Annotated in this window: 18 protein-coding genes and 2 tRNA genes; 9 read left to right on the forward strand and 11 right to left on the reverse strand. The window is 57.2% G+C overall.

What is annotated here, in order from left to right:
• Positions 1-69 precede the first annotated feature (69 nt).
• The 6 genes from panC (at position 70) to DFW101_RS14575 (ending at position 3432) form a co-directional block, all read left to right on the forward strand.
• Positions 70-933 carry a pantoate--beta-alanine ligase gene (gene panC / locus DFW101_RS14550; RefSeq protein WP_009182290.1) on the forward strand — a complete coding sequence of 288 codons (864 nt, stop codon included), beginning with the start codon at positions 70-72 and terminating at the stop codon, positions 931-933.
• 132 nt (positions 934-1065) lie between these two features.
• Positions 1066-2235 (forward strand): methionine adenosyltransferase, encoded by a 1170-nt coding sequence (gene metK / locus DFW101_RS14555; protein WP_009182291.1) that lies wholly within the window; start codon positions 1066-1068, stop codon positions 2233-2235.
• A 66-nt stretch (positions 2236-2301) separates the two neighbouring features.
• Positions 2302-2805 carry a DciA family protein gene (locus DFW101_RS14560; protein ID WP_009182292.1) on the forward strand — a complete coding sequence of 168 codons (504 nt, stop codon included), beginning with the start codon at positions 2302-2304 and terminating at the stop codon, positions 2803-2805.
• Between the two features lie 35 nt (positions 2806-2840).
• A complete protein-coding gene (locus DFW101_RS14565) occupies positions 2841-3188 on the forward strand; it encodes a hypothetical protein (protein ID WP_009182293.1) in 348 nt (115 codons plus the stop codon).
• Between the two features lie 78 nt (positions 3189-3266).
• Positions 3267-3340 (forward strand) — tRNA-Gln (locus DFW101_RS14570).
• 14 nt (positions 3341-3354) lie between these two features.
• Positions 3355-3432, forward strand: a tRNA-Glu gene (locus DFW101_RS14575).
• Between the two features lie 157 nt (positions 3433-3589).
• Here the strand turns inward: DFW101_RS14575 and DFW101_RS14580 are convergent.
• A complete protein-coding gene (locus DFW101_RS14580; RefSeq protein WP_009182294.1) occupies positions 3590-3796 on the reverse strand; it encodes a hypothetical protein in 207 nt (68 codons plus the stop codon).
• A 34-nt stretch (positions 3797-3830) separates the two neighbouring features.
• Positions 3831-4946 carry a tyrosine-type recombinase/integrase gene (locus DFW101_RS14585; RefSeq protein WP_009182295.1) on the reverse strand — a complete coding sequence of 372 codons (1116 nt, stop codon included), beginning with the start codon at positions 4944-4946 and terminating at the stop codon, positions 3831-3833.
• Between DFW101_RS14585 and DFW101_RS19575 the strand changes: the two genes are divergently transcribed.
• On the forward strand, positions 4945-5109 hold the full coding sequence (locus DFW101_RS19575) for a hypothetical protein (protein WP_157137655.1): 165 nt from the start codon (positions 4945-4947) through the stop codon (positions 5107-5109). The two genes, DFW101_RS14585 and DFW101_RS19575, sit on opposite strands and share 2 nt — an antisense overlap.
• A 240-nt stretch (positions 5110-5349) precedes the next feature.
• On the opposite strand, the gene DFW101_RS14590 is transcribed toward DFW101_RS19575, so the two are convergent.
• From DFW101_RS14590 to DFW101_RS14620, 7 genes are all read right to left on the reverse strand, one after another.
• Positions 5350-5907, reverse strand: a complete 558-nt coding sequence (locus DFW101_RS14590) for a tyrosine-type recombinase/integrase (protein WP_009182296.1) — start codon at positions 5905-5907, stop codon at positions 5350-5352.
• A gap of 263 nt (positions 5908-6170) precedes the next feature.
• Positions 6171-6530, reverse strand: a complete 360-nt coding sequence (locus DFW101_RS14595) for a hypothetical protein (protein ID WP_009182297.1) — start codon at positions 6528-6530, stop codon at positions 6171-6173.
• A 384-nt stretch (positions 6531-6914) separates the two neighbouring features.
• The gene (locus DFW101_RS14600) at positions 6915-7292 is read right to left on the reverse strand and encodes a DUF6573 family protein (RefSeq protein ID WP_009182298.1); all 378 of its coding nucleotides are present in this window, start codon (positions 7290-7292) and stop codon (positions 6915-6917) included.
• Positions 7293-8672: 1380 nt separating this feature from the next.
• Positions 8673-11177, reverse strand: a complete 2505-nt coding sequence (locus tag DFW101_RS18705) for a DNA primase family protein (protein ID WP_083838494.1) — start codon at positions 11175-11177, stop codon at positions 8673-8675.
• 544 nt (positions 11178-11721) lie between these two features.
• Positions 11722-11886, reverse strand: coding sequence for a hypothetical protein (locus DFW101_RS19580; protein ID WP_157137656.1), 165 nt, complete (start codon positions 11884-11886; stop codon positions 11722-11724).
• An 82-nt stretch (positions 11887-11968) separates the two neighbouring features.
• On the reverse strand, positions 11969-12205 hold the full coding sequence (locus DFW101_RS14615) for a hypothetical protein (protein WP_009182301.1): 237 nt from the start codon (positions 12203-12205) through the stop codon (positions 11969-11971).
• A gap of 47 nt (positions 12206-12252) precedes the next feature.
• Positions 12253-12489, reverse strand: coding sequence for a hypothetical protein (locus tag DFW101_RS14620; RefSeq protein ID WP_009182302.1), 237 nt, complete (start codon positions 12487-12489; stop codon positions 12253-12255).
• 545 nt (positions 12490-13034) lie between these two features.
• On the opposite strand from DFW101_RS14620, the gene DFW101_RS19585 reads away from it, so the two are divergent.
• The gene (locus tag DFW101_RS19585; protein ID WP_157137657.1) at positions 13035-13259 is read left to right on the forward strand and encodes a hypothetical protein; all 225 of its coding nucleotides are present in this window, start codon (positions 13035-13037) and stop codon (positions 13257-13259) included.
• Positions 13260-14009: a hypothetical protein gene (locus DFW101_RS19590; RefSeq protein WP_157137658.1), complete on the forward strand. Its 750-nt coding sequence runs from the start codon at positions 13260-13262 to the stop codon at positions 14007-14009.
• Positions 14010-14754: 745 nt separating this feature from the next.
• Here the strand turns inward: DFW101_RS19590 and istB are convergent.
• Both istB and istA read right to left on the reverse strand, forming a co-directional pair.
• Positions 14755-15531 (reverse strand): IS21-like element helper ATPase IstB, encoded by a 777-nt coding sequence (gene istB / locus DFW101_RS14630; RefSeq protein WP_009180350.1) that lies wholly within the window; start codon positions 15529-15531, stop codon positions 14755-14757.
• A gap of 13 nt (positions 15532-15544) precedes the next feature.
• Positions 15545-17059: an IS21 family transposase gene (gene istA / locus DFW101_RS14635; protein WP_232285950.1), complete on the reverse strand. Its 1515-nt coding sequence runs from the start codon at positions 17057-17059 to the stop codon at positions 15545-15547.
• Between the last annotated feature and the right edge of the window lie 106 nt (positions 17060-17165).

Here is a 17165-nt window from a genome sequence, read left to right on the forward strand (position 1 = left end):
GATTGTCATGGTCGCTTTACACGGCCTGGGGCTTGGATTAGAGGCCGCGAAACCGCAGGGAGGTTCGCCATGGACATTGTTTCCGATCCGGGGGTGTTGCGGGAGCGTTGCCGGGACTGGCTGCGCCAGGGGACGGTGACCGGCCTTGTCCCGACGATGGGCTCTCTGCACGCCGGCCACGAGAGCCTGCTGCGTCTGGCGAGGGAGCGGGCCGAGCGGGTGGTGGCCAGCATTTTCGTCAACCCGACCCAGTTCGGCCCGGGCGAGGACCTGGCCGCCTATCCGCGCGACCTGGACCGCGACGCGGCCCTGGCGGAGCGGGCCGGGGTGGACGTCCTTTTCACGCCCGCGCCCGAGGCCATGTACGCGCCCGGGGCCGCGACCTGGGTGGAGGTGCCGGCCCTGGCCCGGCACCTGTGCGGCGCGTCCCGGCCGACCCACTTTCGGGGCGTGTGCACCATCGTGGCCAAGCTTTTCCTGCTCGCCCAGCCGACCCTGGCCGTGTTCGGGCAAAAGGACTGGCAGCAGTTGGCCATTTTGCGCCGGATGGTGGCCGACCTGGGCTTTCCGGTCGAGATCGTCGGCGCGCCGCTGGTGCGCGAGGCCGACGGCCTGGCCCTGTCGTCGCGAAACGTCTACCTGACGCCCCAGGAGCGGGCCGAGGCGGTCCACATCAACCGGGGGCTCGAATTCGCGGCCGGCCTGGCCGCCTCGGGCGAGCGGGACGCGACCCGCATCCTGTCGATGACGCGGGCCTATTTCGAGTCCCACCTGCCGGCCGGAACGATCGACTACCTGGAGTGCGTGGATCCGGAGCGCATCGAGCCCATGCCCCGGCTCGCGGGCCCGGCCCTTTTCGCCGCGGCGGTGAAGTTCTCCCGGGCCCGCCTGATCGACAACCGATGGGTGGACGTCACGCAAACGACGCGATAGGGAGTTGTCCGGTACCTTGCTTTTTTCCGAGTGCCAAGCTACCAGATCGAATTTTCAATCAACGGTTGAAACAGTTCGTAGATTCGCCACGGCCGCAGCATACCAGCGGCTGTCACAGGGAGGATACCACATATGATCAACGCCAAGGGCCGGTACCTTTTCAGCTCCGAATCCGTGACCGAAGGGCACCCGGACAAAGTCGCGGACCAGATTTCCGACGGCATCCTGGACGCCATCCTGAGCCAGGACCCGGAAGCGCATGTGGCCTGCGAGACCCTGGTCACCACCGGCCTGGCTTTCATCGCCGGAGAGATCACCACCTCGGCCTATGCCGACTTTCCGTCCATCGTGCGCGAGACGGTCAAGGAGATCGGTTACAACAGCTCGACCATGGGCTTTGACTGGGAAACCTGCGCGGTCGTGTCGTCCGTGGACAAGCAGTCGGCCGACATCGCCCAGGGCGTGGTGCGGACCAAGCCCGAGGAGCAGGGCGCCGGCGACCAGGGCATGATGTTCGGCTTCGCCTGCGACGAGACCGAGACCCTCATGCCGGCCCCCATCTACTGGGCCCACAAGCTGTCCCGCCGCCTGTCGTATGTGCGCAAGAACAAGGTCCTCGATTTCCTGCGCCCCGACGGCAAGACCCAGGTGGCTGTCGAATACGTGGACGGCAAGCCTGTTCGCATCGACAACGTGGTCGTGGCCTGCCAGCATGACGAGAATATCGCCCACCAGGACCTGGCCGACGCGGTGCGCCAGGAAGTCATCTTCCATACCCTGCCTGCCAACCTGGTCGACAAGAACACCAAGGTCTACATCAACACCACCGGCCGGTTCGTCATCGGCGGCCCCATGGGCGACTGCGGCCTGACCGGGCGCAAGATCATCCAGGACACCTACGGCGGCATGGGCAACCACGGCGGCGGCGCGTTTTCGGGCAAGGACCCGTCCAAGGTGGACCGCTCCGGCGCCTACATGGCCCGGTACGTGGCCAAGAACATCGTGGCCAGCGGCGCGGCCAGCCGTTGCGAAGTCCAGATCGCCTACTGCATCGGCGTGGCCGAGCCCCTGTCCGTGCTCGTCACCTCTATGGGGTCGAGCGACATCCCGGACGAGGCCCTCACCAAGGCCGTGCGCGAGGTCTTCGACCTGCGCCCGTATTTCATCTCCAAGCGCCTGGACCTCAAGCGCCCCATCTACAAGCCGACCTCGTGCTACGGCCACTTCGGCCGGGAGCGCCCGGAGTTCACCTGGGAGCGCACCGACGCCGTGGCCGACCTCAAGACGGCGCTCAAGATCTGATGCCGCACCGTCCGGCACGGCGGCCGGCTTGTTGTCCGGCCGCCGCCCGGGCGGACGGGGCGGGCCATGCTGCGTAGGCTATCGGAGTCCCTGGACCGCTTCGTGGCGGAAAAGGAAGCCCGCCACCGCCGCAACTTCGTGGAAGTCTGCCGGCGGTGGGTGACAATCGTTGGGCCGGAGACGGCGGAGCTGGTCCGGCCGCTTGGGCACCGCCGCCGGGACCTGATCCTTGGCGCGGACGATCCGGTGGTCATGCAGGAGATGCATTTCGCGGCCCCGGAAATTTTATCGCTGGTCAATGCCGCCCTGGGGCAGGAAGCCTTTGACAGGGTGCGGTTCGATCTGCTAGGAGACCGGGTTTCCTTGGATGCGCTACGGACAGCGCCCCCACGCTTCACCACGCCGCCGACCACGCGCCCGGAGCACCTCGGCGGACTGATTGGGGCGCTTGATCCGACGACGCCCGTAGGGCGATGCTACGCCAAGTATGTTGCATATTTCGAGACCGGGCCGAAGCCGTCGGGCCGGCCCAGCCGGGGCGGCCGCAAGAAGACGGGCCGGGCGGCATAAGACGGCGCGATACAAAAATTTTCGTGGAGGCGATTATGAGCGAAGGTTTGCAGCTTGATCTGAAAAAGCCCTTGGACAAAATGACGGCCAAGGAACTGCGCGAGTTGGTGCTCAAGCAGATTCCGCAGATTACGGGCGCGTCGGGCCTGGGCAAGGACGAACTCCTGGTCCAGATCAAGGAAGTCCTTGGCATCGGCGGCGAGGAGGGCGTGAAGGCCACCCCGTACAAGACCAAGATCCTGTCCATGAAGAGCAAGATGCGTGATCTGCGCACCAAGCGCGCGGAAACCGCCGGTGAAGGCGAGCGCAAGGCGAAAGAGATCCTGCGCCGCAAGATCAACAAGCTGAAGAAGCGGACGCGCCGCCTGGCCAAAGCGTCCTGAATTTGCCGGAGCGGCAAAAAGTTCTTGACGGGTCGGCGAAATCCGCCTATTAGTATCCGCTCTTGAGCTTGAGCCTGCTGGGGGATCGTCTAGCGGCAGGACTACGGACTCTGACTCCGTCAACCTAGGTTCGAATCCTAGTCCCCCAGCCAAGATTAAGAATTCCGTCCCCATCGTCTAGCCTGGTCCAGGACATCGGCCTTTCACGCCGGTAACAGGGGTTCAAATCCCCTTGGGGACGCCAGGAAATTCAGCGGTTTACGTCAAAAGCGTAAGCCGTTTTTTCTTTGGTCCACATCTAGTCCACATCCCGCCCTCTGTTGCTGCGTCAAATCGACCGGCGTCTTGTGATACAACGGGGGGCGTAAAGCCCCCCATTGTTCGTCAGCGTCTGCTGCGGGCTACTCAAGCTCTTTTACCTCCGGAGCATTGCCCCCGTCGTCACGGTCAGTTGGAATGGCCTTGTTTCGAACTGCGTTGACACCACGCCCGATCAGGAGAATTCCACGCCCCTTGTTGTAGGTGAAGTTGTCACTGCCTGCTGATGCCATCTCCAGCAAGGACTTGGACAACTCCATTTCGAATTGATTTTTTGAAGACACGTTCATAATAGCCTCCACGGTTAAAGGTTTACGGAAATGCTCATCCTTGGGCTTCGACGGCCGGCTTGATCGGCGTCACCTTTCCTGGTCCACGGTTGCCCATGACCGCCTCCATGGCCTCCTGAGTCTGCTTAAGGCCAAGGCTTTGCAGGTATTTGGTCGTCGTCTGGGGCGACTTGTGGCGCAGCACCGCCTGGATGACGGCCACCGGCTGTCCCTCGCGGTACATGATGCTGGCGGTCAGGTGGCGGATCGCGTGGAAGCCAAACTCACGGACGCCGGCCTTTTTGCAGAGGCGTTCCATGAGATGCTGCCGGTTGGTGAAGGGCAGGCCCAGGTACTGCTTGCAAAACGGCGTCTCGTCGAGGTTGACGAAGACGAACTCTGACTTGATCGGGCGGTGTTCCCACCAAGCCAGGAGGATTTGCTTGAGCCGGCCAACCATGGGAACGGGGTCGGCCTCCAGGTCACCGCCAGCGCGCTTTCGTGTCCACAGCGTCACGGTGTTGCCGGCAAAGTCGATGTCCGACCACTTCAGTCGGAAGATTTCACCCCGCCGGGCGGCCAGGAATAAGAACGTCAGCAGCATGACACGATCCTGTCCCTCAGCGACCCCGTCGACCGCCCAGAAGTCGTCTTCCGGGGGCACATATCTGGGCTGCCGCTGCTCCGGGAAACGGTCAACGACCTGGAACGGACAGGGGCCGTCCGGGAAGCCGGGCATGTACTTCTTGCCCCAGCCCCAGGCCGTGACCAGCACCTTGCGTTCCTTGTTGGCGGCGTAGCCGGAGCGGTTCCGGTTTTGGTCGCTCAGGAATTTCATGGCGTCGGCCACCTGGATGTCCGCGATCTCGGTGTCTCGGCCAAACCGTTTGATGGTCCGGGTCATCACGGCCAGTTTCTCCACGTAGGTCTGACGACTCTGCCGCTCCTTGACAAAATCCAAGAATGAATTCGACAAGTTAAGCAAGGTCGGCGAGTCCGTGACGGTCGGCTCCGGCGTCTTGAGTGCTTTCCGTTGGGCCTCCTCCCAACGTTCGGCGGCACGACGGCTCTTTTCCGACCCGTCCGGGTACTGTTTTTCCTTGCGATTTCCGTTGACGGTCACGACTGCCCGCCACCGGGGCGGGTTGAATTTCTTCACGAGTGTTGGCATGGAGAGCCTCCTTCACGCGGTTCTCGAAAAACCGGATTTTTCCTGGGGCGATCTCGACACCACCCCAGCGAGTGTAGTATTTGCGGACGGTATTGGTGCATACGCCAAGGATGCGGGCGAGCTCCTGTGGCGTGAGCGGGTTGCCAAGATTTTCAGCAAGTAGCATGGCGAGCCTCCGGGGAACTATATCGGCCTTGTCCCACTTTGGGTTTGCCACACCCGAGAAAAAAAGCAATTGTACATCGAAAAATTCTTCTCTGTCGTATTTTTACTACGCTTATTTGCCTCGTTTCTTGCTCAGTCATTCTCCTTCGTTTTTTTTGCGTGTAGAGTTACTGAATCAACGATGGTGTCGAAACTCCCGAGGTCGGTGACGAAAAAAGGGGGCTTTGGCCCCCTTGGCTTACAAGGTATTCATGAGCACCTGCTCCACCTCCTCGTCCTGGATGCCGAGATATCGGCGGGTGACGGATGGGCTGGAATGGTTCAGCCGCTTGGCCAGAACCTCCCAGGAGACGCCGAATTCACGGCGCTGGTGGTAGGTCCAGGTCTTGCGCAGAGTATGCGCTCCAAAGTTTCCTTTGAGGTTGATGGCGGCGGCCCAGGCCTTCACCTTCTTGGTGACGGACAGGGTTGTCAGGGGCGAGTTCGCCGTCTTGCGGCTTTTGAACAGGTAGTGCCTGTCCTCGGGCTGGGCGATGGCGAGGTACTCCTCCAGGACTGCCAGAATCTCCTTGTTTGCGATGAGCACGTTTGGCTTGCCGGTCTTCTTCTCCTGGATGGAGATGCGGTCACCGAGCTTCAGTCCGCGCATTTCAGAGACATGGAGAGCCAGCAGGTCCTGGACCCGCAAGCCGGAGTTGACGCCCATGACAAACAGGAGCTTGTCCCTCGGGCTGTCGACCAAAAGTCTCTTGATGCTTCGCACATGGCGCAAGTCGGTAATGGGCTGGACCTTCATGGCTTCAACCTCCTGGAAAGCATGTTTTTCTTGGGGAAAGGATCAAACCGATCTTTGAAAATAGCACTGGGAGCTTGGCCGGCGGCACAAACCCAGGTATCTCGTTGAAGCTTAAAGCCTTTTGGGAAAATCCTGGGTCAATGCCGCTTCTTGGTTAGAAAGCGGCTTTGGAAATGGCATCATTTGTATCGGGCTCGCCGGCGGCGGGATGCCCCGAAAGAGAGAAGGGGCCAAGCCTTACGGCCGGACCCCTCGGTTGTGGGTTATCCTCGGGTGAGGACAATGCGGTCTTCCTCGATCTGGATTTGAAAGAGGTCGCCTTCGCGTACCTCCTGGCCGGCGATGATGATGCCGCGCAGGTTAAGCGTCACCCTCCCCTTGGGGTTTACCTTGGGAAGGTTGTTGCCCCGCAGGAAGAGGCCTTCAATGTCGTAGAAGGTCTTGTCCTCTGCCATGAGTCGCAGTAAATGCTTTCGCAAGGTTTGCTTGTGCAGGATGCCAACACGTTCCATCATGGAGTCTGCCGAGAGGTTCTCGGAGATGCACTGACGCAGTAGGCCTGGTTGATACCGAGATTCGATTCTTGTGGATTCAGTCTCGGTGGTTTCGGGCTTCTTTGCCATGGTGAACTCCTTTTGTAGTTGTTTTGTATTAAATATCTGTAATTACGGCATAATTCTGTCAAAATGCGCATAAATAATGCGTTTTTCATGTAAAATCAGCTGTTTGGACCATGTGTCAGCGAACTTATTCTCCCTGAAAAAGCGGCTTTGGGCCGGAACTGCGATTTCCGGGGCTTTTGGGTCTGGGGGATAGAAAACCCCGGGGAAGCCCCCAAAACCCCAGGGATGGGGGGTATAGGGGGCTCCGGGGGCTTGGGAAGGGCGTCCCCAAAATGGATCCGGGAAGAGGGCACCCCCAAAAGGGAGCCTGGCCCTCGCTATTATTTTGGAAATGGTGACCGCTGCCCTGTACAGGAGAATACCCCGCCCATAGGACCAGCCGAGTTAATCGTCGCCCGGCAGCATGATGGTCATGACCGGTTCACCGTGATCACCAGGACCGACGACGGCGATGGTCCGAACACGTTCGTGGCGACCGGGTGCCATCAGGAAAAGGACGTCAAGTTCGAGGTAATCCGTAGCGGATTTGCCGAGGATGGCCGTTCGAAGGACCATGAAGAGATCGTGGAGCCGCCCGGAACTGCTTTGCCCCTCGCCTTCCAGGCCAGCCGGCGGTTGGATGTAAGAATGGAAAAGGTTGTCGGTAACGACGGTGTGGAATTTGAATCCGGCTTCCTTCGCCTGGGTGGTCACGTCGATTAAAACGCCGTCTTCAATGGCCTGGGCACGGCTGTAGGAATAGATCAGATTGAATTCGTCCATGTTGGCATCCTCCAGTATTTAAAGGGTAAATACGGGGAGAATACCCTGGCTTGGCCGAAGTGGTCACGGTCCCTGACGCCGGCGCGGCTACGAAAAAAGAAAAAGGGATTGCTCCAGCCGAAGCCGGAGAATCCCTGTAGAAACAGTCCCAGCCACATTGCCGAGGCCCCAGTAGGAGCGACGGCGATGAGGCCTTACGATAGGCCAGGACTGTTGCCAGTTCCGACCCCCGTTTGCCACTGGACAGGCGGTTTTCCCGCATCCAGCGACGCCGGAGTGACGCATTTGAGGTGTACTTTTCTGGTGAAAGCACTAAAGATGGTATATTTTCCGCGAGTGCGGAGATTTTTGAACTATTTTTTGACTATATGATTTGGTCAAAAAGTTCGTAATCTGTTTTATTTGTAAGCTTTTAGCACTTCGAAGCGTCACTCCGGTGTATCCCTTACGGATACGCAGCCATCTCGATGTCTCAGGCCCTCACGCCTTTGCGTCTTACTATAAGAGCAAGACAAAGAGACTTCCCTTGGTCATATCGACAGTCACGTCAGCGCCGTCCCGCACCTAATCGCCGCATACGTCAGGGTTCGCACCATTCCCTTCGGTGGCGTCCCTTGAGGCTTGTGAGCCACGGACTTCAAACGGCCGGGTTCTCGTCCGACGTATGGGCCAGCGGTCTAATCCGGTGGAAAACGGGCCAGTGCTTCGGCATCAGCAACTCCCCCGCCCGGATCGCTCCGTGACGAGTACGCACTTCTCCGGCATCCGCGTTCGATGAGGACGACGCAGTGTGATATTCACGGAGAAGGTGAGGTTTTTTTAGCCTTGGTTTTGCTTGGGTAGCAAATCCATCCGAACAACATCGGAACTGGACTGTCGAGACTTCAAGGCACACACGACCAACTTATGGACTGGTATTGCCAAATGTTACAAAATAACTTGTCACGAATTTGTTGAAAATATAGCAAAATATTGTCGTTCATAAATATCTATCGGAAAGTTTGAATATACATAGCATCGAATAGGTCGTTTTTCGACTGTCATGTAAGTAGAGATATGATTTGAATAATGTTTGTGCATCGAAAGTTGCCCCGAACCTGCGGCGTGCTGAACCTACACTCCCGGGGGCCAGGATGCGATCGGCCCTGGGAGGGGTGGAAAAACGGAAAAACGGAAAAAGTTTGAGGAGCAAATTTTTGGGCAGTGTCCTCATCATGATACTCTGCCTCGGCCTACCTCTACATCATTAACGGCGACCAAGGAGCCGTCGACCTGGGACATCGTCGTGGGGGCGACCTCCCCAGAAATCACCTCTGAAATTTCTTTCCGATTTTCCGTTTTTCCGGGGCCACCACGGCGGCGACCCCGGAGGCGCGACAATTAGCGGAAAGACCCCCATCCACCCGCAGGTCCAAACGGAGGCTCGGCCGGCGCAGTGGACTGCTTCAGGCCGAGGCCAGACCAGATCATGTCGCCGATTTTGGCCTTGCGGAAACCGCGCTGGAGCAGCAGGTCTGCGAAGCGTTTTTTGCCCAAGACGAACTCCCCTTCGGCCTCGCAAAACTCGCGGTAGGCCTTGTAGAGGTCCTTGGCCTTGACCTTCTCGCCCAGGCCGAGGACACATTTCTCGTCAAGGAATTCAGCGAGCAGGTCCATTTCGCCCCTGTACTCGGACACGGCCGCCATGACCTCGGCCGGCGGATTAAGCCCTTGGCGCTGCCACTCGCGGCTGCCCTCCAACATCCAGTTTAAGATGCCGGGCGCTTCAGCCTTGAGCTTGCTGGGCAGGTCAGAGTCCTGCTGCTCGGGAGGGATCGTCACTGCGAAAGGTACGAGCTTGATGCGACGCCAGATGCCGTGGTCACCACCTTTGATGATCGGCTTGTGGTTGGAGGCCAGCCAGAGCGTGAACTGCGGGTAAAACTGGAAGAACTCCTTGAACAGAAAGCGGGCCACAATCGGCTCGCCGCCCGTCACCTGCTTGATGACCGCTTCTGCAAGTGGTGTCCCGTACTCGGACTCCACGGCCGTCACGAAACGAGCGCCGACCAGCCGGGCAATATCGTTGCGAACGTTTTGTCCCTTGGTGGCCGTGAAGGTAGTGAAGTCCGCCTGCATGGCGTATTCCCCAAGCACAAAGCGCAAAATCTCGAGGAAGACGCTTTTCCCGTTCGCCCCTGTTCCATAAAGCAGAATCAGACTTTGCTCGCTGACTTCACCGACCAGCGTATACCCGGCGAAGCGCTGGAGGAAGCCGATCAAGGCCTGATTCCCTGCCATGATCGTGACGAGAAATGCCAGCCACAGAGGGCAGGTCGACGTCGGATCGTACGCGACACCGGCCACCTTGGTCAGCATGTCTTCCCGGGCATGCGAACGAAATGTCTGCTGCTTCAGGTCCATGGTCCCATTCGGCAAATTCAGCAGCCAGGGGTCGGCATCGAACATCTCCGGCACGGCAGCCAACGCGGGATGGGATTTGGCCAGAGCCAACATGTTTCCAAGGCTCGCACGGGATTCGCTGCTCAGAGTATGTTCGATGATGTAACCAGCTGTCTTGGGTGGCAGGAGCTGCTTGGCCTGATCGGCCAAATCCCGCAGGGTGGCAATCGCTTTCTGGTAGATGCTACCCACCTTGTCTTCCTGCCAGCGCACGTCGTCAAAAAGAAACCAGAGCTGCCAGACCCAGACATACCGGGTATCAGCAGCGTTTGCTTTCGCGAAGATATCCATGTTGCCGGCGTCGGTCATGTTGAACCCGGCTCCCTGCGCTATGCTGGTCTTGAGGAAGCCCAAGGTGATGGGACTCGATCCATTCGAGAGGTGGGGGCAGGTGGCGCAGTAGGCCGCGGCATTCAGGCTTCCCTGGATGTTAGCGCATGTCCGAGGACCGCCAGCCTGTGCATGACGGATTTTCCCGTCAGTTTCGACGGCCGAATAGCCGGGGTAGGACGAACTCAATGCGTGGGCCTGTTGCTCTCCGTTGACGCACCGGACAACAATGGAAAGTGCGGCGAACCACTCCGGTTCCGGCAGGGTCGCGGCATCATCTCGACAGTGCCGAAGCCACGCGCACCCGTCGATGATGGGCTGAAGCTCTACCGGCGGATACTGGACAAGTTCCTGGCCGCCAGAAGGCCCCGCAGACGGAGTTGTGGGCATCGGCAGAACCGAAGTCGGGATTGGTGGTGTGGCAGGTGGGCAGCATGCGTCGAGATAGTCAACGCGGTACCGCAAGCTGGCGTCATAATGGTCGACCGTCACCATGACAGGCTGACCGGACTTGTGGTTGAAGGTATGGGGCGGGCGCAGGACCCGGGCAAGGTCCGAGGTGGTGTCGACCTTAAAGCCCTGCTGATGGAAAACGTGGGCCACGGCCTGCTGGAAGCGCCGGACCAAATCTTGTCCATGCTGTCGTTCGTCGTCCGTGGTGAAAACCAGGGGTGCGTCGAGCCACCAATGCGCGTGGTAGCCGCCGCCGCTGTCCATGATGACCGTGGGAATGACGGGAAGCCCTTTCAGGATGCCGAGGGCCTGTTCCTTCGTCGGGAGATTCTCGGTCTTTTCCTTGTGGACCCCTTCCTGGCAGTCGATCTCTATCCAAACCCCGCAGATGGCGGCCGTGTTTGCGCCGGTACCGCGCTTTCCAGGTTCGGGTTTCGTCTTCTGGAGAGCCATGCCCACGTAGACGTCAGTCTGCTGCTGCAACTCGCCGATCTTATAGGCCATGCCGGTGATGTCCGTGGCATGGAACGGGAAAATGCCTTGTGCCTTGGTCCAGAGGACGAACCAGCCATCCGGCGGATGGTCACCAATTTGAAGCGAGTAGTACCCGTAAACGGCCTCGTTGAGAGGCCCTGCCTGACCGTTCATAAAAAACTCCATGTCTGCGGCTTCGGCTGCGCGTTCAGGGCGCAAGCGGAACCAGTTCCCAAAGAAAATCCTCAGCCAACGTGTATTGGCCTGCTTTGCGGGACTACTTGTGAGGATTCAGGGGCTGGTGCAGATAGGAGAGGAGAAAATCGGTACGGTATCAGCTTCGGCGACAGTCTTCGTCCAGTTGGGTCCGGCCCACCTCCTTGCGAAAGTCGTTTCAAGTGAAATTAAATTCGGTGGACAAAAAAGGCAAGCCCAATTTGGCAAATATTGGTCGTCTGCCCGGTCGGAATTGCTGCGCCAAGCTCTCCAGTCGTGTAGCCGTTTCTCTGCCTGTGGTAGCGAGCGGCATAAGTGCACGGCCGGCCGCGAAGGCTATTTGGGAGCCCGTTGACGCCGGCTATTTTTCCCCCATCCCCTGTCGTTTTGGGAAGTGGATGGGGCCTCGGCTCGCATGTTTTTATTTGGTCAATGGCCTTGCCGCCGTGCCTTGTTGTGAAATCAAAAAAGGGGCACCCTCCGGCGAAGAAGGTGCCCCTGGTTACAAGTTTAGTTAATTCGTGCCGGTGCACTCGTGGTAGAGGCGCATCAGGCGTTCAAGTTCAGTTTCGAGGTCCCAGCAGCGGCGGCAGTTTTCGTGGTCTTTCGGAGAACATTTATTCTTTACTGTATCGAGTGCGGCCTGCGTATCGGCGGCGAGTTCGAGGAGCGTTTTCATAAAGTCACCATAGTTTCTAAGTTGTCGGGGGCGGCTTTGGAGGTGGCGCTGGCGAGCCCCGCTCCACATGTCTCGGCCTGAACTAAATCTCAACTTTCATGGCCTCGTAGAGTCTATAAAAGGCGTCGAGGTCATCGATGTCGAAGAGGGCTTCATCCAGCGGAACATCAAGAGTCAAACGAATAGGAGCTCCCTTGCGGATATAGTGCCGCGCAATGTAATGGTGAACGATTTCGGCCAAAACGAACTTCAGACCCATGCCAAAGTCAACCGTTGAAGAGAACTTGGCCTTTTTCATAAGATATTCACGCGATTCCATAACTTCCCCATTGTAAAATGTTAAGGTTGCGGCGCCCGCTGCCAAGACTAAAGCTGGAGGTTGACATCCATCGCGCCGTAGATTTCACCGAAGGCGTCGCCATTACTAACGTCGTAATGCCCAGCATCAATCACTACCGTCATGTTAATGGAGAGGGCTGCGTCAACAGGGAGCTTCATCGCGGCGACATACCCGTGCACAACTTCTGCCAGGGCAAATGCAAGCCCCTGGTTAAAGTCAATTTCTAAAACGTTTTCCTTTCTAGTTGCGTTGGTGGTACACATGATGATGTCTCCTTTTTAAGGTGCTAGAGTTTTTATATCGTTGCCTCTGCCAATCGCGGGCTGGAGCGGCCGTCCCCTGGAGCCTTTTCGTCTTGTTGACCAGCCAGTGGTTCAGGAGGCCTTGCCCATCGCAGGTTTTCTCCCTCGCATTAAGGTCAGGGGGACAAAAATTGTCCCGGCCGGACAAAGGGTAATGTGGCGGGTGGAAAGTGCAGGACGGTGTTTATTTATTTGCATAATATACTAGAATATAAAAATAAAATTTTCTGTCAAAAAAAATTCGCAGGAGAGATTCCGGACGGGTGTCTATTTTTCAACTGCCGTGCCAAGGCCCAGATGGCCATCGGAGAGTAGCGTAGTCTCATCATGGCGGCCCACCTGAAAGGGTGGTTCGGTGAGAGGGAGGTGGCAGTCTTTAAACGATGATAGCTGCCAACCAGCAGCTGGACTGAAAATTCCGAACGAAGTTGGCCTCGCACGAGGTATTGACTCGCGTTGAATTTCATATTTAGCATCTCGCCCCAGAACCCTGAGGTGGCGAACTTGTGCTAGAACATGACCATATCCGCTTGCGCCGGAAGCTTGAATCTGTCCTCGGCGAATTGAATTCTGCCCCTGCGAATCAAGATACCGGTGACGTTTATCTAGAGAGGGCGACTGAGATTGTTGTTGCGATTGAAAATGAAGCTCTGGCTTTCCTTGAATCTTGGCAAGACTTCATCTCCTCCAGCGATGACGATATAAAATGCAAGGAAGAGTGCATCAAATAGTTGAGCAGACTGGTCGCGGACATCGATGGATGGTTTGAAAGCAATAAATATACGTTTGAATATGGTGTTGGCAATTCATTCGAGTTTGATGCTGAAAAAAACGCATGGAATATTACATTTGAAGGCAATAGTATAGGTATAGGTGATAAAAGTGGACTCATTCAGCTTGCTACGGTAATAATTAACCCAGGTCGGCGGGTAGACTTGAGACACTTGTCCAACAATGCTATGAAGCCTAATGGGTTCGGAGGGGTTGATGATCTCAACAAAGAGAGTATTTTAGATTTAGCAAAAAGCGGCGATGGATTTTCAATAGACGAATCGAAATCGAGGGGTTTTGAAAACATACCGCATGGCAATGATATTGTTGCGGCATACAAGGCGTTGACCCAACAAATCGAAAATATTGAGGAAAGTGGCCTCGAATTTTTTGAAAAATACGGGAAGATTGAGGGTATGTTAGAAAAGTTCGCAAAGTATGTCGGCAAAAAGAATATTTCACTTGAAAAGTTCAGAGATGAGTACTTCTTGAAAAACATCTTGGAAGAAAATAAAAAGAAAAATATTAGAAGCAGTGATGCCTCGATAGTCAGTGCAGAAGCAGTAGAAAAGGCAATAAGACGATGTGTCAAGATGCTTCAAGAAAGGCTGCCCCTTCTTGGTAATTATTTAGCTAAGAGTATTAAATTCAGATTTGGCACTGCCTGTTATGAAAACACTGACGGCAAAACGTGGAAAATCAAATTTTAACTTGAGCAACAGCACTGGAGTGAACTGGTGCCTTGCTCATGAGCGTTCCTGCGGGCATTGTTTGTACTGGCGGTGGAGAGTCTTTCGGCATTGGCGGGGGTGATGCAGATTGCCACGCACATATTTCAGCGTTATTTCGTATGAAATAAGTGCGTTACAGTCGAAACCAGTGGTCGGCGAAGGTGGCAAATGAGTATGCTGGGCCGATCCCGACCTCAGGACCGGCGTGTCTCGGCCGTCAATCTTTCTAGAGCGGCATCAAGCTTGACTCGAAAGCTCCGGGCAAGTTCCAAACCGATTTCCGAGCAGAGCCGAGCCGTCTCGCCGCCCTCGTCAACGGATAAATGGCTACAAATATGGAACAAGTTTTCCACGGGACGGAAGGCGTTCACAATCGCATCCTTCAACTCGAGTAACTGGTCATCTCCCAAGTCCATTTGGCGGCCTCCTGGTGGCATTGAGGAATTTGCCAGAAGGATATCCTGGGCCAGGGGGCTGGTCACGGGTAAAAGGGGAAAGATTATTGTTGCTGGAATCAGGCGGCCCACTGCGCCGTGGAGCACCACCTGCTGGAGGACCACCGTGTGGAGGCATGCCCCTAATCCTGGCAAGATGATCCACCTCGAACAACCTCAATCGCATCATCAACCCCAAGTGTCATTGACCGCCCTAATGGAGCCAGCGATGTTCACCCCTAATGGAGCCACCTTGGGTGGCGATTCCGGGGTTCGGACGCATCGAAAAGTTAGGTGTTTTCCTCCGCACCGGCAATGAGGTTTTTGAGCGCCGCTTCCTCTCGGGAGCTTCGATAGCTCCTTCCTTCAAGAATGACCTTGTAGGCTCCATGCCTAATCCGGTCCAAGGTCGCCGCCCCCAGCAGTTTATTGTTGAAAGCCTCCCCCCATTCGGCGAAGTCCAGGTTGCTGGTGATGACCGTTGCGCAGCGCTCATAGCGCTCGGCGATCAGGTCGTGAAAATCCTCATCCTCAGAGGATTTAAAGGGTTTCAAACCGAAGTCGTCGATGATGAGCAGGTCCGTCTTGGCCAGGGTGGACAATTTTCTGTCATAGGTGTTGGTCGCCTTAGCCGCTTGGAGCATCCCCAGGAGCTTGCCGATAGGCGTAAAGAGCACCTCGTAGCCGTTTCTGGCGGCGGCATGGCCAAGGGCCTGGGCGGTATGGCTCTTGCCAGTGCCGCAGGGACCGACGATGAGCACCGGGGCCTTTTCCTCCAGAAAGCGGCAGGTGGCCAAGTCCAGGATCAGCGCCTTATTGACGGACGGATTGTAGCTGAAGTCGAAGCTTTCCAAGGTCTTTTCGCTGCGAAAACCGGCACGGCGGACACGCAGTGAGAACTTCTTCTGTTCCCGGCGGGCCACCTCGTCCTGGATCAGCATGGCCAGGAACTCCACGTGTGACAGGCCGTCCTCGATGGCTTGTTTGTTGCGGACCTCCATGGAATCCAGGATGCCGGAGAGACGGAGTTGCTTGAGCGCGGGTTCGAGCGCTGGCATAGGGTTCATGAGTTCCTCCTCTTCATTGTAGTATTCCTCGCAATTCACGGCAATATTTCGACTTTCCTCTGTAGACCTCTTTCACCTCCTCATGGAAAACGGGACGCGGCAGGACATCCAGGCCTTTTTCCAGGATACGTTTGACGGTGTTGTAGCGGGGATCGTGATGGTCCATGGCGCGGCGGCAGGCGGCTTCCAGGCGTTTAGCTCCATACTTCTTCTTGAGCTGGAGTGTTCCTTGGGCGGCCCGGAGATTGTCCAGGACCTTGTGGGCAAACAGCGCGTCGATGCATTCCCGACAGGCCAGGCCGACCTTCTCAGCCTGGGCCAGACACCATTGCGGATCGTGCATGATGTAGGCTTGGGCTTCAGGCGGCTGATGCTCCTGGACAGTGGCTTTGCTCCCCGGCCGTGACAGCCGAGAGTGGATGGCGACCAGTTCGTTGTCGTGGAAGATCTGGACGGTTGTTTCCGTGGCGCGCAGCCACAGGGTTTGACGCACCAGACGGTGCGGAGCGGAGTAGTAGCAGCGGCGGAACTCAACGTGGCAGTTGCCGTGCAGCTTCACCTTGGCCCAGACGGCCAGCTCCAACGGCACGTCCGGCAGAGGGCGTAGAATGTGCTTTTCCGTCTCGGCAAACAGCGCCAAGGGTTGCTCCTTGGTGGTCCCATGGATGCGGTTGCCAGCTATTCCCATGACCCAGTCTCGCAACTGCTCATTGGCATCCCGCAGGCTGCGGAAGTCACGTAACGGCATGAAGTTGTTCTTGATATACTTGACGCCGGATTCCACTCGGCCTTTTTTCTGTGGATCGCGTGGTGGGCAAGGTGAAACCAGAAAGTCGCAACCCTCGGCGAAGGCGGCATAGGATCGCTGCACCTCGGGATCGTGGTAGCAGGCCTTGGTGATGGCGCATTTGGGATTGTCGATGATGACCCTGGCCGGGACGCCGCCGAAAAACTCGAAGGCCCGGCGGTGACAGCCAAGCCAAGTCTCGATCTTTTGGTCACGCACGATCTCCGCGTACTGATGTCGGCTCCAAGCCAGTGTCATCACGAAGAAATGCGTCTTGATAACTTCACCCGTAAAAGCGTCAGTAATCTCGGGGCCGGCACCAAAATCCACCTGCACCGCATCGCCTGGAGCAAAATCCAGCATCACAGTAGCCACCGGAGTGACTTCCTTTATCTTGGCGATGAAGCGCCTGACGCTGGAATACGCGCCCGTGAAACCGTACTTGCGAATCAGGGCTTGGTGAATAGTACAGCCGGCGATGCCCTGTTTGACCCAGTCCCGGACGTCGTCTTGGAAGGGGATGATGCTGGATGTGGACGGCTGATTCGTTGCCCGGCCTGCAAAGAACGATGACAAGGCCGCGTCAGTGGGTAAGGACGCCGCAGGATTGAGCCAGCCCTGCGACTCGGCGGTCAGACGGACGTGGGCCAGTTTTCTGCGCCCCATCAGTCCGGTCTTTGTGATCTGCCTGTCGGACTCGCCAAGGCGCATCCGAACAAGGGCATGACGATACTCGTACATCTCGAACCTCCGATTGGACATCCCGCGCTCCTCCCCTTTGTGAATCGGGGAAGGAGTACGCGGCGTCTCGAAGGTCCGAAACCCGGTCGCCTACAGCTGAATTGGC

This window comes from Solidesulfovibrio carbinoliphilus subsp. oakridgensis, from assembly GCF_000177215.2.
In the GTDB taxonomy this organism is placed as follows: Bacteria; Desulfobacterota; Desulfovibrionia; order Desulfovibrionales; family Desulfovibrionaceae; genus Solidesulfovibrio; species Solidesulfovibrio carbinoliphilus.